This is a genomic window from Streptomyces sp. NPDC005955 (assembly GCF_042871255.1).
Taxonomy (GTDB): Bacteria; Actinomycetota; Actinomycetes; order Streptomycetales; family Streptomycetaceae; genus Streptomyces.
Map to the genome: position 1 here is coordinate 114053 of NZ_JBIAIF010000002.1, position 17924 is coordinate 131976.

The following is a 17924-nucleotide window of genomic DNA, read 5'->3' on the forward strand; positions in this document are numbered from 1 at the left end:
ATGCTGCGGCAGACGGCGCGTACACCTGTGCGCGACGCGCCGTAAGGGGGCGGTAGCTCAGCCGGTTAGAGCAGCGGACTCATAATCCGTCGGCCGTGGGTTCGAGTCCCACCCGCCCCACCGCAGAGTTCCTGTGCAGGAACGATTCGACGTGGGGTGCAGCGCCGGAGGAAGCCCGGTCGCCCGGACCCCCGCGAGGCCCCCACCGGCCCGCCGCGGGTCCGTGACACCAGTGATCGAGTGAGGCAGCCCCGCCCGGACCGACCCGGGCGGGGCTCTTCCGTGCGCCTGCGACGGGGGCGCGGGCGGACGGGGCTGAGGGGTCTCGACGGGCGTCGGACGCGTCCTTCAACTGGTGAACGAACACGAGCTGTTCGAGACGGTCGAGGCAGGGTTCGCAGGCGTGCACCCTCACGCGCGGGTCCGCGTCCGGCAGTCGCACGGGCACGGCACCGGCCTACTCCGGAGGTTCGGGTAGAGCGACGCCTGCCCGCCGCGCGGTCGGTGCGTGGCGGACGCCCACACCCGGCACTCGTGCACCTCCGAGCCGAAGATGCGGGCCCTGAAGCACGGTGCGCACGGCACCGCCGCCGGGATGCAGCGCCGGGTCGCTGTGGAGCCAGGTCCTCGTCTCCATTCCGGAGACTGCGCGCCGCTGGCATCGCCGTCGAGACGCGGTCAGCGCGCATGCGTCGGGAGCTGGCGACCCTGGAACGAGCGATGAAGCCGTGGCACGATGCCCGATCGGCCGGGACCCTGGCGAGGCCCTGGCGTCGGTGACGGAGGGGAACTGAGCATGGCGGAGAATCCCGTGCCGCTGAGTGACGGTGAGATCGAAGCGGCGTTGCGCGAGGTCCCCGGATGGCACCGCGAAGGCGACACGATCACCCGCGCGTACGACATTCGCTATCACGGTGGCGTTGCCATGATCGTTCATGTGGCCGATGTCGAGCGGCTGATCAGCCACCACGCGGACATCGATCTGCGCTGGGGGCACCTGCGCTTCCGGATCACGACCCATGATGCGGGACACCGCCTGACATCCGCTGACTTCGACCTCGCGGCCCGCATCGACGCCATCGCACAGGCACACGGTGCGGAGCCGCAGAGGACGTCTTCGGGCGCCTGAGCGCGGAAGACCGTGTGCAGTACGCGCACACCTTCACGACGACCGCCGGACGCCCCGAACTGCCCGCCGGCAGGGAGTTCGCAGCGCTACTGCGGTCCTGAGACGATCGGGTTGCGCAGGGTGCCCACCCCGGCAACGGTCACCGCCATCTCGTCGCCGGGCAGGACCGGGCCGACCCCCGCCGGGGTCCCGGTCGGGTGTCCCGTCCGGGCAACCAGATCACACCCCGCCTACAGCCTGCGAGTGAACGACTGCCCGCTGCACGGGAGTTCACAGGTGTCAGCGACTAGCACATCCGCCGTACGCCAAGGACATATTCGGTGAAGGTTTGAACCAAACCGCTCCGGGCTGGGTATAGCTCATAGGCGCGGGCCCTCCCCCACTGGCCCGCCCTGCCCAGGAGGTGGCTGTCCCCCATGAAGAACAGTGTCCGAAACACGGTGTTGTGCGCGGCCCTGGTGACCCTCGGTCTGGAGGTGGTGGCCGTGCACCTCCTGCTCGACCTCCCCTTGTTGGGGCTCCTGTTGGCCGACACCGTCATCGTGCTGGTCGCCGCGGTGTGGCTGTGGTCGGCCCGGGACCTGGGTCGGACCCCGCCGGCCGACCCCCGGTTCAGCGAGAGCCGATGTCAGCTCAGGGCGCTGCGCCACCAGCAGGAGCGCGAACGGTACTCCCACAGCGGCGGGCAACCGTCGCACCTGCGCTGAGGTGCGCCTGACCTCCGTCACTCGGGCGGAGGTCTGGGCGCAATCGCGTCGGGGAGCGTTCGTTTTTGGCCGTCGGACCGCGCTCCCCGTGGAATCCGTGCCCACAGCAGCCATGATCTTCGGAGCATTCGTCCCTGGTCACCGGCTGAAGGCGAGAGAACCCCGATGCCCACCGCACGCGTCAGTTCGGCCGTGATGACCCACCCGGTCCGCCGGGCCCAGGCGGAGGAGATGGTCGCCCGGCTGGGGCTGGGTTCGCTCGCCCTGGACCCCGATCCGGACGGGCCGCCGTCCGCCCTGCGCACCGCGCTGCTCGCCTGGTCCCGGGTGAGCGAGGGCGCCACCCACCAGTTCATGATCCAGGACGACGTGGCGGCTCCGGACGACATGATCGACCTGGTCGCCCACTGCGCCGACCGCTTCCCCGACGACGCCCTCGCCTTCTACACCAACTGGCACGCGCGCAACGGCGGGTTGACCCGGCTGGCCGCCCTCGCGGGCGCGGGCTGGGTGCGTGCGGTGCCGGAGGAGTTCACGCCGACGCTGGCGATCAGCCTCCCGGTGGCCGTGGCGGCGGAGTTCCGGCGGTTCGCGGAGCAGAGCGCCGACCGTCATGACGACGAGGTGATGACGGCCTTCCTCCGGCAGGGCGGTCGGCGCAGCGCCCTGCTCGCGGTGCCCACCGTCACCGAGCACACCGGCACCAGCAGCATCAACGGCCATGCCGCCCAGGGGGTGCGCCTCGCGGTGTGTCCCGCCTCCGTGGACGACGCCCGCCCGCAGTTGTACGAGGGGTGGGTGCTGGAGGAGTTGAGCTGGGTGCCGTACATGCGGTACGGCGAGGGGTACGTCCGGCTGGTCGGGCAGGAGGACGTGGTGCCGGTCCGCACCCACTACACCTGGCGGGAGGCGCTGGGGATGGCGGGGTTGATGACCGAGGACGCGGTGCAGGACCTGGTGCGGGAGCGCCGGCCCAAGGAGGAGGCGGCGGCCGTGGGGAGGGCCTTCGGGGACTCCTTCGCGGACGAGCTGTGGATCCACTGTCTGATGCTGGGCCGGCAGGCCGAGGAGGCCGCCCGGCGCCACGCCCCGCAGGGCGCGGTCCGGGGCGGCACCCCGGCCGCCGAGCGGCTGCGGCAGGCGGCGGTGTCGACGGTCGGCCCCGCGGGGCTCTCCCCCGAGCGGCGTCCCGAGGTGACCGAGGCGCACGCGGAACTGCTCACCGCGTACGCCTGGAGCGCCGTCAGGTGCGGGGAGGTCCTGTTGGATCGGACGAGCTGAGGTCGTAGGTGATCCAGACGGCGGGCTCCCAGTAGGAGGCCCGGTCCTGCTCGCGGTCGACCCGGAGGGTGCTCAGCCCCTCCGGGAAGACGTAGTCACCGCTCTCCGGGAACTCCATGCCGGTCCAGGACTCCCAGTCGGCGACGGTGCCGCTGATCATCGAGGACTCCTCCATGGAGGCGGTGATGGTGCCGCCGAGCCGCACCTGGGTGCGGATCCACGGGTCGAAGGGCTCCCCGTCGGCCCGGGTCCACGAGGCGTACCGCTCGGTGGGGACGAGCGGGTAGCGGTGCTTCCAGATCGGGCGCACCGGCACGATCAGGGAGGGCAGGCCGTCGGCGCGGGCCATCGTGATCATCTGCTGGAGCAGCACCTTGGACAGGCTCTTGCCCTGGTGTGCGGGGGCGACCTCGACGCCGAGGGCGCACAGGGCGGTGGGCTTGGTGCCCGCGTCGTGGGCGGCGAAGGCGTCCCGGATCGAGGCGTCGAGCCCGGTGCCCAGGTCCTCGGGGGTGCCGTCCCACAGTCGGGGCAGCGAGCGGCCGGCGCCGAGGATGGCGTCCGTCTCCTCGTCGTACAGCACGAACTGGTGGTCGCCGAAGTCGTCGAAGAGGCGGTTCCAGTACCCCTCGCCGATGTCTCCGTGCAGATTGTATTCGGGAATTACTCCTGCGAATTCTTCCGTGATGCGGTCCCAGAGTTCTGGGCGTTCGGTGTACAGGACGACTCTCACGACGTTCCCTTTCCTTTGCTTACTTCGCGTCCTTGACGACGTCCCAGACGACCACGATGGGAATTCCGTCCCAGGCTGCTCGTGCGGCGTCCGCGATGTAGTCCTCGTAGCCGCCGGGGGAAAGACTCCCGTTGAAGGCCGGTTCGTAGCAGGCGCGGACGGTGAGGCCGGCCGCGGTGAACGCCTCGATGTACTGGCCCGGCAGGTGCACGTGGTTGCGGACGAAGGCGAGTTCGTCGTCGCCGTGGACGAAGAGGCACTGCCCCTGGAGGGTGATGACGAAGGGGTGGAGGTCGGTGACGATCACCCGGCCGCCGGGGCGGACCACCCGGGCGAGCTCGGCGACGGCGGGGCCGAGCGCGGGCTGGTGGGTGAGGGCCAGGGTGGAGACGGCGAGGTCCACGCTGGCGTCCTCCAGCGGCAGCTGTTCCAACCGGCCGAGACGGAAGTCGACGTCCGGCGTCTTGGCCCGGGCCTGCTCCAGCATCTGGGGTGACTGGTCGACGCCGATGGTGCGGTAGCCGCGTTCGGCCAGTGCGACCGTGGTGCGGCCGGTGCCGCAGGCGGCGTCCAGGGCGGTGCCGACCGGTCCCTCGTCCAGGAGCCGGTGGACGATCGGCTCCTCGACCTGGAGGAAGGAGCTGGGGAGGGAGTCGTAGCGCTTCGCCCAGGACGCGTACCCGGTCGATTCGTCCAGTTCGCTCACCGGGGCGCCGGCGCCGGGCATCCCCTCGTCGCCGCCGGCGGCGAACTTCCTGATCTCCGCCACCCGGGCTTCGAGGAAGGCGTCGTCGGCATCGATGGCGGAGCGCAGCAGGGCCAGCCCCTCGATCCCCAGGACCAACTCTCGCACACGCAATTCTTTTGCCATTCTTTTCCTTTCCGCACAGCACGCCGTCCTTTTGATCCGCGTTACCCGGACGCCGGTTCGTGCATTCTCTGCAAGATCAACATGGCCGAAACGGGATCGAGGAAGGCTGATCCCGTCCGCTGGTTTGTTGTAGCTGGAAAGAACTCCTAACATCGAGCGTCTTCGCCGCTGGAGAACGGCGGTTGCGGCCGATGGGGAGGGGTCGAATGATCGAGGGGTACGTGGACCGGGAGAGCGTCACGTCGGGCGGGGTCCTCGGCTTACACGTCTCGACCGACGCGAAGGAGTTCCGGGTCCGCTTCTACCGGTTGGGCAGCGAGCTGACCCACCTCGGGGAGTCGGAGTCGTACCAGGGGGTGTTCCAGGCTCCGCCGCCGCACCCGGACGGGATCGAGGGTCATGCCTCGCCGGCCGTCGACTGGGAGTTGCCGCGCTACGCGTTCCGGGTGCCCCCGCAGTGGCCGCCGGGGATCTACCTCGCGCACCTGGTGGAGGGGGACGAGCGGCAGGCAGGTGAGGTGCCGCTGTTGGGTGACGGGGACATCGAGGGGTTCGCCCGGGAGTTCTTCGTGGTGCGGCCCCGCGAGCCGGGACGGTACGGCCGCATCCTGTACAAGAAGTCGACCTTCACCCGGCACGCGTACAACCGCTCGGACGGCGAGGGCGTGGCGCGGGCCTCCAGCCTCTACGACAGCCCGGTCTACCGGGAGGGGGACGCGGACGAGCCGCGCGGGCACAAGCTGAGCATGCACCGGCCGGGCGGGGTCATCGACCTGGCCCACTGGGACGCCCCCTTCATCGCCTGGCTGGAACGGTGCGGCTACGCGGTGGAGTACTGCACCGACCTCGACCTCCACGAGGACCCCGAACTGCTCGCCCCCTACGACCTGTTGTTGAGCGTCGGGCACGACGAGTACTGGAGCGCGTCGATGCGCGACCACGTGGACACGCACGTGGCCGCGGGCGGGAACGTGGCGTTCCTCAGCGCCAACACCTGCTGGTGGCGGGTGCACCTCACGGACGGGAACACCGCCTTCGTCTCGGACACCGACCACCACGTCGGGGAGGTCTACCCGCATCTGCCCGCCACCGACCTGTGGTGGGCCGGGCCGCCGGACGGGGTGGGCCGGCCGGAGAACGCCCTCACCGGGGTGAGTTTCCGCAACGGCGGCATGTGGCCCGGCGACTGGCCGGGTGACCGGCCGCTGGAGGGGTTCACCCTGCAGCACGCGGACCACTGGGTCTTCGAGGGCACCGGGTTGCGGGACGGCAGCGACGGCCGGCCCGCCGACCGGTTGGGCGGGGGCACCGCGCTGATCGGGTACGAGTGCGACGGCGCCGCCTTCACCTATGACGAGCGGGGGGTGGCGCGGGCGAGCGGGGTGGACGGCACTCCGGAGTCCTTCCTCATCCTGGGCATCTATCTGTTGGACCCCGTGAACGAGGACCTGCACCGCTTCAAGTGGGGGCACTGGAACTGCCCGGAGCGGGAGCCGGCGATCACCAGCCCCCGGGCCGCGACCATGGGCCTGTACACGACGGACGGCGGCACGGTCTTCGCCGCCGGCACCGTGGACTGGCCCGTGGTCTGCGGCCGGGAGCTGGACGCGGGCGTGGTGCGGGTGACCCGCAACGTGCTCGACCGGCTCTCGCACCGCGCTACAACAACTCGGGCAGGGAGTGCAGGGACGTGATCCGGTGGGCCCGGTCGGGCAGCGGCGGGGCCACCCCGTCGACGGCCCGGTCGGGCCGCCACAGGTGCACCGCACGGATGCCCGCGGCCAGCGGCCCCACCACGTCGGCCGCCCACATGTCCCCCACGAACAGGGCCTCTTCGGGGGTGACGCCGCAGGCGTCGAGTGCGGCCCGGTAGATCCCGGGGTGCGGTTTGCGCACCCCGACCCGGGCCGAGGTGACGCCGGCGTCCACCAGGTCGGTCAGCCCGGTCGAGGCCACCGCCCGGTCGAGGTCCCAGTACCAGTTGGAGCAGAGCCCGACCCGCAGGCCGCGCCCGCGCAGGTGCGCGAGCACGGCCGTCACATCGGGGAAGAGCTCCAGCGCCAGGCTCTTGGTGGCCCGGTCCAGCTCCACCGCCAGCGGGCCGGCCTCCGCGGCGGGCACCCCGCACTCCAGGGCGCGCCGCCGCAGCCGGTCCACCTCCCAGGCCCGATAGGTCGCTTCGTCCACCGAGTGGGTGCTGTGGTCCTCGCCGTCGGCGGGGCCGACCGACCACTGGTCGCCCCAGCGCTCGACGTACTCCCCGAGGCCGCGGCGCTCGAACACCGAGGCGTGGCTGGGCGGCATCGGCGGCACCAGCCGGACCAGGGTGCCGTAGAAGTCGAAGATCACGGCCTTGACGGCGGGCGACCCACCGGGTCGCGGGGCGGTGGTCACGGGATCAGTACCGCCCGTGCCGGCGGGGGAAGTAGTCCTGGCAGTCGCCCTCGCGCTCGATGTCCACGGTGGCACAGTGCAGTCCGCCGCCGAAGGGGCCGACCGCGCGGAACGGCACCGGGACGATCTCGAAGCCGTACGAGGCCAGCTGCTCGGAGAGGGCGACCTCCTTCTCCTCGATGCAGAGGGTGTTCTCGTCCAGGTTGAGCATGTTCCCGGCGAGCCACGGGCTGCAGAAGGACAGCTTCGGCGGGTGGTCCCAACTCGCGGGCTGCACCGCCTCGATGATCTCCCAGTCGTTGAGCCGGTAGAACTCCATCAGCTCGGGGTCGGCGAGCCGCTCCCCGCAGTGCAGCACCAGCCCGGGGCGCAGCGGGACCCAGGTGGCGTCGATGTGCAGGGGGTGGGTGTTGGTGGAGGTCACCGCGTGCACCCGGTGGTCGGGGAAGTGGCGCTTGAGCCAGTCGAAACCGCTGCGGTTGGTGACGAAGGAGAGCTGGACGAAGAGGTCCTTGCCGAAGCGGGCGATGTCGGCCGCGTCGAACAGCGGCTCCTCCTCCGTCAGCACCAGGTCGTAGTCACGGACCTTGGCGAGCTGCACCTCGGTGGGCAGGTCGTGGTACGTGTCCCAGAAGTCGGTGCGGTAACTGGCTTCGGTCAGCCGGGGCTTGGGGGCGGCCTCCCACCGCATCCGGGCGTCGGACTTGAAGAGGTCCTGGAGGATCGGCCGGTAGCAGAGGTACTCGAACCAGCGGCTGCGGTACGACATGGTGGCTTCGAGGACCTCGTTGCCGACCGTCAGCAGCAGGTCGCGCGGCGGCATGCAGCCCGACATGGTCTCCTGCTCCCAATCGGGCGTGGAGACCTTCTGGTTGAAGTCCAGCGGGGTGGGGCGATCCACCCGTATCCCCCGCCGGCGCAGCAGGTCGGCGAAGGAGTCCAACTGCTCGTTGGCCTCGGCCATCATGTCGGCCGGCATCGTGCCGTAGGTGCCGAGGGGGAAGCCGTCCTCGGGGAAGTCTCTGGCCACGGCCGGTTCCGGTGCCTGGACCACCGCGGCGTCGGCCCGGCCGACGATCACGTGGCGCAGCGGATCCCAGCCGTTCCAGGAGTTGACCCGGGTGGGTCGCAGGTCCGAATCGCCGACCGTCGTGTCGGGCTTAGTCACGGGTAACACCTCTCGATAGGGCAACGCCGGGGACACCAGGAGAAAAATGTGTCAGACGTTGCGCCACCGTCAAGGGTGCCCAAGAGGCACATCCTAGTGTTTTGCGTCAATTAACGGCTGGCCATCGGACGGTACGGCTGCTTCTCGGCCACTGCTTCCCCGTGCGAGCCGGGGGCAATCCAAAACAACAACGTTCCATAATCCACGTCTCATCCTGGCCAAAAAGCGCCCCACCGGTAGTTTGCCGGTGTGCGCTGGGTAGATAGCAGCCCGGTTCAACCAGTCCTTGAAAGGCGGAGAATCATGCCCCTACGCTTACCCCGCTTCACCTCGACTCTCGGGACCGTCGCCGTGATCGCCTCGTTGGCCGGGTGTAGCTCGGACGATTCCGCCGGAGGCGGCGGCGACCCCGACTCCCTGACCGTCTGGCTGACCATCGACGCTAGGGAGAGCTGGCCCGATCTGGTTGCCTCCACGAACAAACGATTCGCGGAGCAGTACCCGGACACCAAAGTCAAGGTGCAGTACCAGCAGTGGCCGAGCAAGAACCAGAAGATTGACGCCGCCCTCGCCGGGCGGGTAGTACCAGATGTAGTGGAGATGGGCAATAGCGAGACCACCAACTACATCATCAACGGTGCCTTCTCCCCTCTGGAGAAGAAGGATTTCGAGCATTCGGAAGACTGGCTTCCGGCGCTGGCCGACGCCTGTGAACACAAAGGGAAGACATACTGTGTGCCCTACTACGCGGGGGCCAAGGTAGGGATCTACCGGACGGATATCCTGAAGAAGGTGGGCGTCACCGAAGCTCCCACCACCTATCCCGAACTCCTCTCGGTCCTCGACAAGGTGAAGGCCGAGTTCGGCACCAAGGACAAGAACTTCTCCGCCTTCTATATGCCGGGCCGCTACCCGCACGCCGCCATGGCCTGGGTCAAGGACGCCGGGGGCGAGATGGCCGTCGAGGAGAACGGCCGCTGGCGCGGTGCGCTCTCCTCCCCCGAGTCGCGCCGGGGGCTGACCACGTGGAAGAAGCTGATCGACGACTACTACGTCGGTGACCGCTCCAAGGACAACGGCGACGAACCGGGTGTGGTGGGCCAGGGCAAGGTCGCCATGTTCTACGGCAACACCTGGGAGGCCACGGCCGCCACGGACCCGCGCAGCGGCGGCAACACCGCGCTGCGCGGCAAGTTCGCCACCTTCGCCTTCCCGGGCCCCTCCGGCGAGTTGCTGCCGCCCTACCTCGGCGGTTCCCTGCTGGCGGTGCCCGCCAAGTCCGGCAAGCAGGAGCTCGCCCGGGACTGGATCAAGCTCTTCACCGACCACAAGTCGCAGCAGCAGCTGATCAAGGCCCAGACCCTGCCGAACAACAGCGTCCAGCTGCGGGACGTGCCCGCCGACGGACCCAACGGCCCCTCCGCGCGCTCCGCCGAACGCGGTTGGGTGACCCCGTTGGCGCCCGGCTGGGTGGCGGTGGAGAAGTCCAACATCCTGCCGGCGATGCTCCAGGACATCGCCACCGGGAAGAAGTCGGTGCAGCAGGCCACCGAGGACGCCGACCGCGAGATCGACACCCTGATCAACGAGAACTGACGTCCCCCCACCGCCCCCTCGGACCCCACCCCGCTCCGTCCCCCGCCAGACCTCACCCCACTCACCCCCCGTCGGACCTCACCCCACTCCACCACCCCACTTCCCCTGACTCTCCACCCCCCCCCGCATCCCCACCCCCCACCCCACCCACTTCGACGTGTTCACCCCACCCCCACCCCACCCATCGCGTCGGTCGTGCGTGCGCAGGGCGCACCGCGGGCGATGATTCGAGGAGCCTCCGCATGGTGACCACAGACCCACCGGACTCCGTCGCCGTCTCCCCGCCCGTCCCCCCGGCACCCGCCGGGGGGACGGCCCGGCGGGCCCGGCCGCCGCTGAGTCGGCTGATCCCGTACGTCCTGATCGCCCCGACGGTGCTGGCGCTCGTCGCCGTCCTCGGCTACCCCCTGATCGAGCTGGTGCTGCTGTCCTTCCAGGACATGACCCGTCGGGAACTGTTCGCCGGCACCGAACCGCCCTGGGCGGGGCTGCGGCAGTACCGCACCATCGCCACCGACGGGTTCTTCTGGACGGTCGTCGGGCGCACCGCGCTCTTCACCACCGTCGCCACCGTCCTGACCATGGCCCTGGCCATGGGGGTGGCGCTGTTGGGCCGCCGCGTCTCCTCCTGGGTGCGGTTGCTCATGGCCGGGGTGCTGGTCGCCGTGTGGGCGATGCCGGTCATGGTGGCGGCGGCGGTCTTCCGCTGGTTGGTGGACGCCGACTACGGCGTCATGAACTGGCTGCTCGGGCTGGTGCCCGGGCTCGACTTCAGCAAGCACAACTGGTTCGAGAACCCCTGGCAGGGCTTCACCGTGGTGGTCGCCGTGGTCGTCTGGGGTTCGCTGCCCTTCGCCGCGATCACCCTCCAGGCCGCCCTGACCCAGGTCCCGCCGGAGCTGGAGGAGGCCGCCACCGTCGACGGCGCCACCCGGCCCCAGGTCCTCCGGCACATCATCTTCCCCGTGATCAAGCCGGCGTTCGTGGTGGTGACCACGCTCAACGCGATCTGGAACTTCGGGGTGTTCAACCAGATCTGGCTGATGCGCACGGGCCAGCCGGAGAAGGAGTACTACCTGCTCGGTGTGTACTCGTTCATCGAGTCGTTCGCCGTGAACCGCTACAGCACCGGAGCGGCCATCGCGGTCGTCACCGTCCTGCTGCTGCTCGTCGGGGCAGTGGTATACGTCCGTCAGCTCGTCAGGATGGGAGAGGCCGAATGACCACCGCTTCCGCTCCGCCCCGCGGTGCGCGGCGGCGCCGCTCGCTCCGGGCCAACACCCTCGGCCTGCTGTTCTGCACGGTGATGGCGTTCCCCCTGTACTGGATGCTCCTCACCGCGATCCGGCCCTCGTCCGAGATCCGCAGCAATCCGCCGCAGTTCTGGACCGCGGAGCCGACCCTCGACAACTTCCGCCGGGCCATGGCCTCGGAGACCTTCTGGTCGAGCGTGCGGGCGAGCGCACTGGTCGGGGTGGGGACCGTGGTGGTCTCGCTGCTGATCGGGGTGGCGGCGGCCTACGCGGTGGCCCGGTTCTCCTTCTTCGGGCGCCGGGCGTTCGTGGTGGTGATCCTGTCCGTGCAGATGATCCCGTTGGCCGGTCTGATCATCCCGCTCTACCTGCTGCTCAGTGACGCCGGGCTGACCGACAGCCTGGTCGGCGTGGTCCTCACCTACCTGGTGTTCATGCTGCCGTTCACCGTCTGGTTGTTGCGCGGCTTCGTCGCCGGGATCCCCGTGGAGTTGGAGGAGGCGGCCATGGTCGACGGCTGCACCCGGGCCGGGGCCTTCCGCCGGGTGACGCTGCCGTTGCTGGCGCCCGGGCTGGTGGCCACGTCCATCTACGCCCTGGTGCAGGCGTGGAACGAGTACGTCCTGGCCTACGTACTGCTGTCCAGCACCGACAAACAGACCGTCTCCATCTGGCTCGTCTCCTTCCAGACGAGCTTCGGCACCGACTACGGCGCGCTGATGGCGGGAGCCACGCTCACCGCCCTGCCCGTCGTGGTCTTCTTCATGATCGTGCAACGCCGGGTGGCGGCCGGCCTCACCGTGGGAGCCGTCAAGGGATGACCACGTGCGACCAGCACCCTCCGGCGGGGTCGTGTGCGACCCTCCGCACCGGATCGACCCGCGGCGCCCGACGCAGTGCGCCGCGCAGCGGACACGACCTACGCACCAGCAGGGGAAAGCCCGGACCACGACCGGGCTCCGGGGACGGTTCCCCCCTCCCCGGGGAAAGACCGAGGGCATGGTGCCGGCGGCGCCTGCCCTCTTGACCAGCAGGAGAACTCTGTGACGTTCGACCGTCTTGACCTGGTGTCCAAGCTCTACCAGCCGTCCGGCTGGCCACGCGTGCTGGAGGCCGCCGCGGGGAAGTCCACCACCGCGCCCCTGGTGGTGGACCTCGACCCGACGACCTTCTGCGATCTGGCCTGCCCCGAGTGCATCAGCGGCAAGTTGCTCAACCAGGGACGGTTCACCCCCGAGCGCCTCGCCGAACTGGCGCAGGAACTCATCGACATGTCCGTCCGCGGAGTGGTCCTCATCGGCGGCGGCGAACCACTGGCGCACCGGGGCACCCGTCAGGTGCTGCGGATGCTCGGTGAGGCGGGCATAGCCATCGGCGTGGTCACCAACGGCACGATGATCAAGCAGAATCTGGAGGAGTTGGCCGAGTACGCCGCCTGGGTCCGGGTCTCGATGGACGCCGGCACCATGGAGACGTACGGGAAGTTCCGGCCCGACCGCAAGGGCCGCAGCGTCTTCGACAAGGTCGTCGGGAACATGCGGCTGCTGGCCGAGGTGAAGAAGGGCGCCCTGGGCTACTCCTTCTTGGTGATGACCCGTCAGGAAGCGGACGGCACGATCGTCAGCAACCACCACGAGGTCCTGGAAGCCGCCGGACTCGCCCATGACATCGGCTGCGACTACTTCGAGACCAAGGCGATGTTCGACGACGGACACCATGTGATCCAGGTGGCCGACGACCTCCTGAAATCCGTCGACGACCAACTCGACGAGGCCGAACGGCGCTGGGCGGACGACTCCTTCCAGATCATCAACTCGTCCACCCTGACCTCGTTGCGCAACCGGGTGGGCGCGGTCCAGCCCAAGGACTACCACCGCTGCCAGGTGGCGGAGCTCCGCACCCTGATCACCCCGTCCGGGGTCTACGTCTGCTCGTACCACCGGGGCAACTCCCAGGCGAAGATCGGGGACGCGGTCACCGAGCGGCTGCCCGACATCTGGGAGAACGCGGACCGGGGGATCATCGACCCCACCCGGGACTGCCGCTTCCACTGCGCACGTCACCGCTCCAACCTCGAACTGGAGAAGATCGCGGTCGAAGCGGTGACGCCGGAGGGTCCTGACTACGACCCCTTCATCTAGGGCAGCGGGCTCGCAGCGGGCTCCGGACCCGCGGCCCGGGTGGCGATCACCCGGGCCGCGGGGTACCGCTCCCCGAGCGCCCCGCGCACGGCGGACGCGATCTTGTCGGCGTCGGCGGTGCGGCACACCCCCACCAGGGAGCCGCCGCCGCCGGCGCCGCTGAGCTTCAACCGCAGCCCCGCGGAGCCGAGGGCCAGCTCCCGCAGCTCCTCCAGGACGGGGGTGGACATCCGCTGGTGGTCGCGCATGGTGACGTGGGCGCGGTCCATGGCCCCGGCGAGACCGTCCAGGTCCCGGGCCCCGATCGCCGACCACGCCTGGGCCGCCGCCTCGTCGGCCTCCTTGCGGTACAGCGCCAACGCAGGGTCACCGGTGGCCAGTTGTTCGCGCACCACCCGGATGTGGTCACCGGTGTCCTTGCGGGTCGCCGAGTCCAGCACCAGCACGGTCCAGTCCTCGGGGAAGACGGCACGGTCCCGGATCGCGGGCAGCCCGGTGGTGCGGCCCTCCAACAGCAGCGCACCGCCCTCGATGACCGCCAGGTGGTCCATGCCGCCCCCGTTGAAGCGGGCGAACTCGAAGGCGTACGCCCACTGGGCGAGCGTGGCGTCCGGGACGCCCGGTGCCGGGACGCACAGTCGGGTGTACGCCCGCAGCAGCGCCACGATCAGGGCGGTGGACGAGGACAGCCCGCTCGCGGAGGGCGCCGCGCTGTGCACCCGTACGGCGGGCGGCCGGGGGGCGAGGCCGGGGAGCCGCTCGCGCAGGTACGCCCACACCTCCTCGGGCCAGCCCTCGGCGGGCGGCGCGGGCGGGCCGGGGACCGTCTCCACGACGGTGGTCAACTCCAGGGCGAGGCTGACGGACCGGCCGCCGAGCCAGTCCAGGTCCTCACCGGCCAGACAGGCCCGGCAGGGCACTTCGGCGCGTGCCACGCGCTCGGTGGTCACCGGCTACGGAACCTTCCCAGGGGCGTCACGGGGGTCACGCCGCCTTCTCCGCCAGCCAACCGGGCAGGGCCTCGGGCGTGGCGTTCAACCAGTTCACGTACCGCTCCACGCCGTCCGCGACGGAGATGCCGGGGCGCCAGCGCATCAGCTCGTACAGCCGCTCGGTGTCGGCGTAGCCCCCGAGGGGGTCGTCGGCGGGCCGGGGGGTGGTGATGAAACGGGAGCCCGGGAAGTGCGGGGCGATCAGCTCGCCCACGTCGCGCACCGAAGTCGGCTTGCCGCTGCCGACGTTGACGGTCGCCCCGACGACGCCGTCCTCCACCAGGGCGAGCGCGGTGGCGGTGGCGATGTCGTCCACGTGGACCAGGTCGCGGACCTGGACACCGCCGCCGTTGAGCCGCATCGGCAGCCCGAGCCGGGCGTGCATCGCCAGCCAGGCGACCATCCACGAGTGGCTACCCGGCTTCGGCACCTGGGGGTCGCCGTAGACGGAGAAGTAGCGCAGCACCGAGAAGTCGATCCCGGCGGCGCCGAGCAGCAACCGGGTCTGGTGCTCGGCCCACAGCTTGGAGTTGGCGTAGACGGACAGCGGGTGCAGCGGCTGGTCCTCGTGGAAGGTCTGCGGCCCGTCCGAAGCGGCGGTGCCGTTGCCGTACACGGCGGCCGACGAGATCAGCACCAGCCTGCGCACCCGCGCCGCCACCGCCTCCTCCAGGACGACCTCGGTGCCCTCGATGTTGGCCTTGAAGGCGATGTCGGGTCTGCGGGTGCACGCGGCCACATCGGCGTAGGCGGCGGCGTGGACGACGAGTTCGGCGCCGTCCATCGCCTTCCGGACCAACGCCCGGTCCCGTATGTCGCCCACCACCAGGCGGGTCGCGTGCCGTTCGGCACCGAACAGTGCGTGGACGGAATCCGGATAGGCGTCCATGCGGTCGAGGACGGTCACTTCCGCCCCGACCCCGCGCAGCAGGGCGGTCAGTCGGCTGCCCACCAGGCCCGCGCCTCCGGTCACCACGACTCGGGAGCCCCGCAGCTTTTCCAGTCGCGAGGACCGGAAGTCACCTGAGTCAATGGCTTCGCCATCGGTCTTCTCAGTCATACGGACTCCTTTAACGGTGATACGTATGGATGCAGCGCAGACAGCATGAACGATCATCGTTGGCCGTAACCAGGGGGCCTTTTCGGCGCTTGGGCGGCCATGGAAGACCCTTGCGTAATTTCCGAAATTCGCCAGTGCCTCCGGACGGGACGTGTGCAGCGGGACGACCGGGAGATTCGGTCGCGCCGCGGGATTCGACCGTCCGTCGGGCACCAGGAACACCAGAAACACGGAGGACCCGTGACGCGCTACCGCATCAGCGGCTCGGTGATGACCCACCCCAAGCGGCTGGCCGCCGCCGGGGCGTTGGCCCGCTCGGCGCCCCCCGGAGCGCTGCACGTGGTGACGGACCCCGATCCGGACGGCGAACCGTCGGCCCTGCGCACCGCGCTGGTGGCCTGGTCGTCCGTCGCGGAGGGGGCCACGCACCACCTCGTGCTCCAGGACGACCTGATCCTGTCCGAGGCGTTCTTCGAACGGGTCCAACAGGCGGTGGAACAGCGGCCCGATGCGGCACTCGCCCTGTTCGCGCTCTGGGACTCGCGCAACGGGGCGGCGGTCCGGCTCGCCGCGATGGCCGGGGCCCGCTGGGTGCGCGCGGTCAACGAGTACTTCCCCTGCCTGGCCGTGGTGCTGCCCCGCGCGGTGGCCGCCGACTACGTGCGGTACGGCACCTCGCGGTTGGGGGCCTGGCCCGACGACATCCTGCTGCGGCAGTTCCTGCGCAGCCGCGGGGTGCCCGCCTACGTGGCGGCGCCCAGCCTCGTCGAGCACGACGACCGGGGCAGCATTTCCGGCAACGCCTTCCGCGGCCCGCGGCGCTCGGTGTGCTTCCTGCCCGATGACCGCGGGGGCGACGAAAGCATTTCCCTGGACCGACCGCGGGTGGTCCCCTTCTTCAAGAACGGGACCGCCCAGTGCGCGGTGCGGGTGACCGGCCCGGGCCCGGAAAGATGGCTGCACCTGGAATGCAAGGACTATCTCTCCGGGCTCGGCGTGAACGTGAACAGATATAAATCAGCCAATGTCGAGTTGACTGAAGCACCGGACCCGGAAGCCGCTCGGGAAACCTGGCTGACCGCATTCACCATGGGATTCGCCCATCGCGCGGAGGGACGGGGCGACGTCCTTTCCCGGACAGCGGCCTGTGCCGAGGCGCTGGCCACCATCGGCCCCGGCGGGGTCAGTGCCCGCCAGAGCGAGGAGCGGATCGCCGCACTGCGCGCGGGCCTGGCCGAGGTCGCCACCGCCGGGGTCGCCGCGGGGCTGGACGCCGGCCGCACGGCGGGGGCCCGTCCGCTGCGCTCCGGACGGCGGGTCGCCGTGCTCGGGGCGGCCAGCCCGCTGGGCGAGCACGTGGTGCACGGACTCACCGCCCGCGGACACCGGGTGACCCTCGGCTCCCCCGCCGACACCGCGGGCACCCGGTCGGGTCGGGACGCACTCGTCGACCTGCGCCCCCTGCGGCAGACCGCGGACAGCGGGGACGCCGGGGTCCTCGTCCGGAGCGCCGACGGCCCCGCGGTCACCCTGCGGACCGGCGACCTGTACGGTCCGGGCTGCTCGCCCCGCACCCCGATCGGCCGGATGGTGTGGAACGCGCTGCGCAGCCACCCGGTCGTCCTCACCGACCCGCCCGGTCGGCCGTTGCGCCCGCTGCACACCTACGATCTGGTCGGCGCACTGTGCCGGGTGTTGGACGACCCCCCGGCGGTCGAGGTGCTGGAACTCCCCGAGGAGACGCCGGTGTCGCCGGGCGCCATGGCGGAGGCGGTCCTGAGCGCGGTGCGTCCGGTCGGCGTCGAAACGGTCACCGCCCCACCGCGCACGGCCCCCGTACCGGACGTCCGGGGTTCCGGCGCCCCCCGGCTCCAGGGGTGGAAGCCGACCGTGGACCTCCACCACGGGCTGCACACCTACATGCAGTGGCTGGCGTACGAAGGGCTCGCCCTCAGCGACACCTGACCGGCCACTCTTGTGACGGAGCGTCAACCACGCGGTGGAGACGTGTGGTTGACGCTCCCCGCAGATGCGGGACGGGTCGCGCTACTCGGGCTGGGTCACCGTCAGGGACCACCGGACGTCCTGCGTCGAGGCGTCGACGCCCACCGTGAAGGAGCCCACCACGACGCCCGGGTCCAAGGTCGCCGTGCCCACACCCGCACTGCCCACGGGACAGTCCACCGGGAACGCGGCCACTTGCACCTGGCGCACGTGCATCGTCACTGCCACGTCGCCGCCGCCCTCACAGGCCACGGTGAGCACGGTCGGTAACCGCGTCGACGCCCCGCCGGACACCACTCCCCCGTCCCCGAACCACTCGTTGACCCACACCAGACCGTCCGGCCCGGGGTGGGGCAGCAGCCACCCGGTCGCTCCGGCGGCGGGTGCCGTTGCCGCTCCCGCCACCCCGAACACGGCCAACGCGGTCGTCGTCACCAGCTTGCTCAAGCCCATCGCTCTTCCGCTCCTCCCGTTGCGTCCCCACACGGATCGCGCGGCGTGACCACGCACCGCCACGCGCACGCGAACATGCGTACCCGTCGCACGGGTCGGAAACCGCGGCCGAGCCCGCTGCGGGCTGCTCGGCGGAACGTTC

At 70.5% G+C, this 17924-nt stretch carries 16 protein-coding genes, 1 tRNA gene and 1 pseudogene; 10 read left to right on the forward strand and 8 right to left on the reverse strand.

From position 1 onward, the window contains the following. Nucleotides 1-46 precede the first annotated feature (46 nt). Nucleotides 47-120 (forward strand) — tRNA-Ile (locus tag ACFYOU_RS05870). A 676-nt stretch (nt 121-796) separates the two neighbouring features. Then, a complete protein-coding gene (locus tag ACFYOU_RS05875; protein WP_391303845.1) occupies nt 797-1129 on the forward strand; it encodes a 4a-hydroxytetrahydrobiopterin dehydratase in 333 nt (110 codons plus the stop codon). 86 nt (nt 1130-1215) lie between these two features. Here the strand turns inward: ACFYOU_RS05875 and ACFYOU_RS05880 are convergent. Beyond that, a pseudogene (locus ACFYOU_RS05880) lies at nt 1216-1323 on the reverse strand (2-hydroxyhepta-2,4-diene-1,7-dioate isomerase); the annotation flags it as partial. A 222-nt stretch (nt 1324-1545) separates the two neighbouring features. Between ACFYOU_RS05880 and ACFYOU_RS05885 the strand changes: the two are divergent. Both ACFYOU_RS05885 and ACFYOU_RS05890 read left to right on the forward strand, forming a co-directional pair. Beyond that, nucleotides 1546-1836 (forward strand): hypothetical protein, encoded by a 291-nt coding sequence (locus tag ACFYOU_RS05885; protein WP_391303846.1) that lies wholly within the window; start codon nt 1546-1548, stop codon nt 1834-1836. 165 nt (nt 1837-2001) lie between these two features. Beyond that, on the forward strand, nt 2002-3117 hold the full coding sequence (locus ACFYOU_RS05890) for a hypothetical protein (protein ID WP_389762864.1): 1116 nt from the start codon (nt 2002-2004) through the stop codon (nt 3115-3117). Here ACFYOU_RS05890 and ACFYOU_RS05895 read toward each other — a convergent pair. Together ACFYOU_RS05895 and ACFYOU_RS05900 are read right to left on the reverse strand one after the other, a co-directional pair. Further along, complete coding sequence (locus ACFYOU_RS05895) at nt 3080-3850, reverse strand: N-acetyltransferase (protein ID WP_391303847.1); 771 nt, start codon at nt 3848-3850, stop codon at nt 3080-3082. The two genes, ACFYOU_RS05890 and ACFYOU_RS05895, sit on opposite strands and share 38 nt — an antisense overlap. 19 nt (nt 3851-3869) lie before the next feature. Further along, nucleotides 3870-4703: a methyltransferase domain-containing protein gene (locus tag ACFYOU_RS05900; RefSeq protein ID WP_391303848.1), complete on the reverse strand. Its 834-nt coding sequence runs from the start codon at nt 4701-4703 to the stop codon at nt 3870-3872. Nucleotides 4704-4927: 224 nt separating this feature from the next. Between ACFYOU_RS05900 and ACFYOU_RS05905 the strand changes: the two genes are divergently transcribed. Next, nucleotides 4928-6415: a N,N-dimethylformamidase beta subunit family domain-containing protein gene (locus ACFYOU_RS05905; protein ID WP_391303849.1), complete on the forward strand. Its 1488-nt coding sequence runs from the start codon at nt 4928-4930 to the stop codon at nt 6413-6415. On the opposite strand, the gene ACFYOU_RS05910 is transcribed toward ACFYOU_RS05905, so the two are convergent. Together ACFYOU_RS05910 and ACFYOU_RS05915 are read right to left on the reverse strand one after the other, a co-directional pair. Beyond that, complete coding sequence (locus tag ACFYOU_RS05910) at nt 6381-7115, reverse strand: HAD-IA family hydrolase (RefSeq protein ID WP_391303850.1); 735 nt, start codon at nt 7113-7115, stop codon at nt 6381-6383. The genes ACFYOU_RS05905 and ACFYOU_RS05910 overlap by 35 nt on opposite strands. Nucleotides 7116-7119: 4 nt before the next feature. Beyond that, a complete protein-coding gene (locus ACFYOU_RS05915) occupies nt 7120-8283 on the reverse strand; it encodes a serine/threonine protein kinase (RefSeq protein WP_391303851.1) in 1164 nt (387 codons plus the stop codon). A 303-nt stretch (nt 8284-8586) separates the two neighbouring features. Between ACFYOU_RS05915 and ACFYOU_RS05920 the strand changes: the two genes are divergently transcribed. The 4 genes from ACFYOU_RS05920 to ACFYOU_RS05935 all read left to right on the forward strand — a co-directional run bounded on the left by ACFYOU_RS05920 (nt 8587) and on the right by ACFYOU_RS05935 (nt 13273). After that, on the forward strand, nt 8587-9879 hold the full coding sequence (locus ACFYOU_RS05920; protein ID WP_391303852.1) for an extracellular solute-binding protein: 1293 nt from the start codon (nt 8587-8589) through the stop codon (nt 9877-9879). Nucleotides 9880-10121: 242 nt separating this feature from the next. Beyond that, on the forward strand, nt 10122-11102 hold the full coding sequence (locus tag ACFYOU_RS05925; protein ID WP_391303853.1) for an ABC transporter permease subunit: 981 nt from the start codon (nt 10122-10124) through the stop codon (nt 11100-11102). Further along, entirely contained in the window at nt 11099-11953 is an 855-nt protein-coding gene (locus ACFYOU_RS05930) for a carbohydrate ABC transporter permease (RefSeq protein WP_389762879.1), read from the forward strand. Before ACFYOU_RS05925 ends, ACFYOU_RS05930 begins: the two co-directional genes overlap by 4 nt. 222 nt (nt 11954-12175) lie before the next feature. Next, complete coding sequence (locus ACFYOU_RS05935) at nt 12176-13273, forward strand: radical SAM protein (protein WP_389762881.1); 1098 nt, start codon at nt 12176-12178, stop codon at nt 13271-13273. Here ACFYOU_RS05935 and ACFYOU_RS05940 read toward each other — a convergent pair. Then, nucleotides 13270-14223 carry a galactokinase gene (locus ACFYOU_RS05940; RefSeq protein ID WP_391303854.1) on the reverse strand — a complete coding sequence of 318 codons (954 nt, stop codon included), beginning with the start codon at nt 14221-14223 and terminating at the stop codon, nt 13270-13272. The two genes, ACFYOU_RS05935 and ACFYOU_RS05940, sit on opposite strands and share 4 nt — an antisense overlap. 34 nt (nt 14224-14257) lie before the next feature. Further along, on the reverse strand, nt 14258-15325 hold the full coding sequence (locus ACFYOU_RS05945) for an NAD-dependent epimerase/dehydratase family protein (protein WP_389762885.1): 1068 nt from the start codon (nt 15323-15325) through the stop codon (nt 14258-14260). A gap of 240 nt (nt 15326-15565) precedes the next feature. Between ACFYOU_RS05945 and ACFYOU_RS05950 the strand changes: the two genes are divergently transcribed. After that, the gene (locus tag ACFYOU_RS05950) at nt 15566-17290 is read left to right on the forward strand and encodes a hypothetical protein (RefSeq protein ID WP_391303855.1); all 1725 of its coding nucleotides are present in this window, start codon (nt 15566-15568) and stop codon (nt 17288-17290) included. An 81-nt stretch (nt 17291-17371) separates the two neighbouring features. Here the strand turns inward: ACFYOU_RS05950 and ACFYOU_RS05955 are convergent, their stop codons facing one another. Next, nucleotides 17372-17782: a hypothetical protein gene (locus ACFYOU_RS05955; RefSeq protein WP_391303856.1), complete on the reverse strand. Its 411-nt coding sequence runs from the start codon at nt 17780-17782 to the stop codon at nt 17372-17374. Between the last annotated feature and the right edge of the window lie 142 nt (nt 17783-17924).

Bases quoted from the DNA above. Each gene is read 5' to 3' on its own strand.
- ACFYOU_RS05875 (WP_391303845.1), top strand. From the start codon at position 797: ATGGCGGAGAATCCCGTGCCGCTGAGTGACGGTGAGATCGAAGCGGCG.
- ACFYOU_RS05885 (WP_391303846.1), top strand. From the start codon at position 1,546: ATGAAGAACAGTGTCCGAAACACGGTGTTGTGCGCGGCCCTGGTGACC.
- ACFYOU_RS05890 (WP_389762864.1), top strand. From the start codon at position 2,002: ATGCCCACCGCACGCGTCAGTTCGGCCGTGATGACCCACCCGGTCCGC.
- ACFYOU_RS05905 (WP_391303849.1), top strand. From the start codon at position 4,928: ATGATCGAGGGGTACGTGGACCGGGAGAGCGTCACGTCGGGCGGGGTC.
- ACFYOU_RS05920 (WP_391303852.1), top strand. From the start codon at position 8,587: ATGCCCCTACGCTTACCCCGCTTCACCTCGACTCTCGGGACCGTCGCC.
- ACFYOU_RS05925 (WP_391303853.1), top strand. From the start codon at position 10,122: ATGGTGACCACAGACCCACCGGACTCCGTCGCCGTCTCCCCGCCCGTC.
- ACFYOU_RS05930 (WP_389762879.1), top strand. From the start codon at position 11,099: ATGACCACCGCTTCCGCTCCGCCCCGCGGTGCGCGGCGGCGCCGCTCG.
- ACFYOU_RS05945 (WP_389762885.1), bottom strand. From the start codon at position 15,325: ATGACTGAGAAGACCGATGGCGAAGCCATTGACTCAGGTGACTTCCGG.
- ACFYOU_RS05955 (WP_391303856.1), bottom strand. From the start codon at position 17,782: ATGGGCTTGAGCAAGCTGGTGACGACGACCGCGTTGGCCGTGTTCGGG.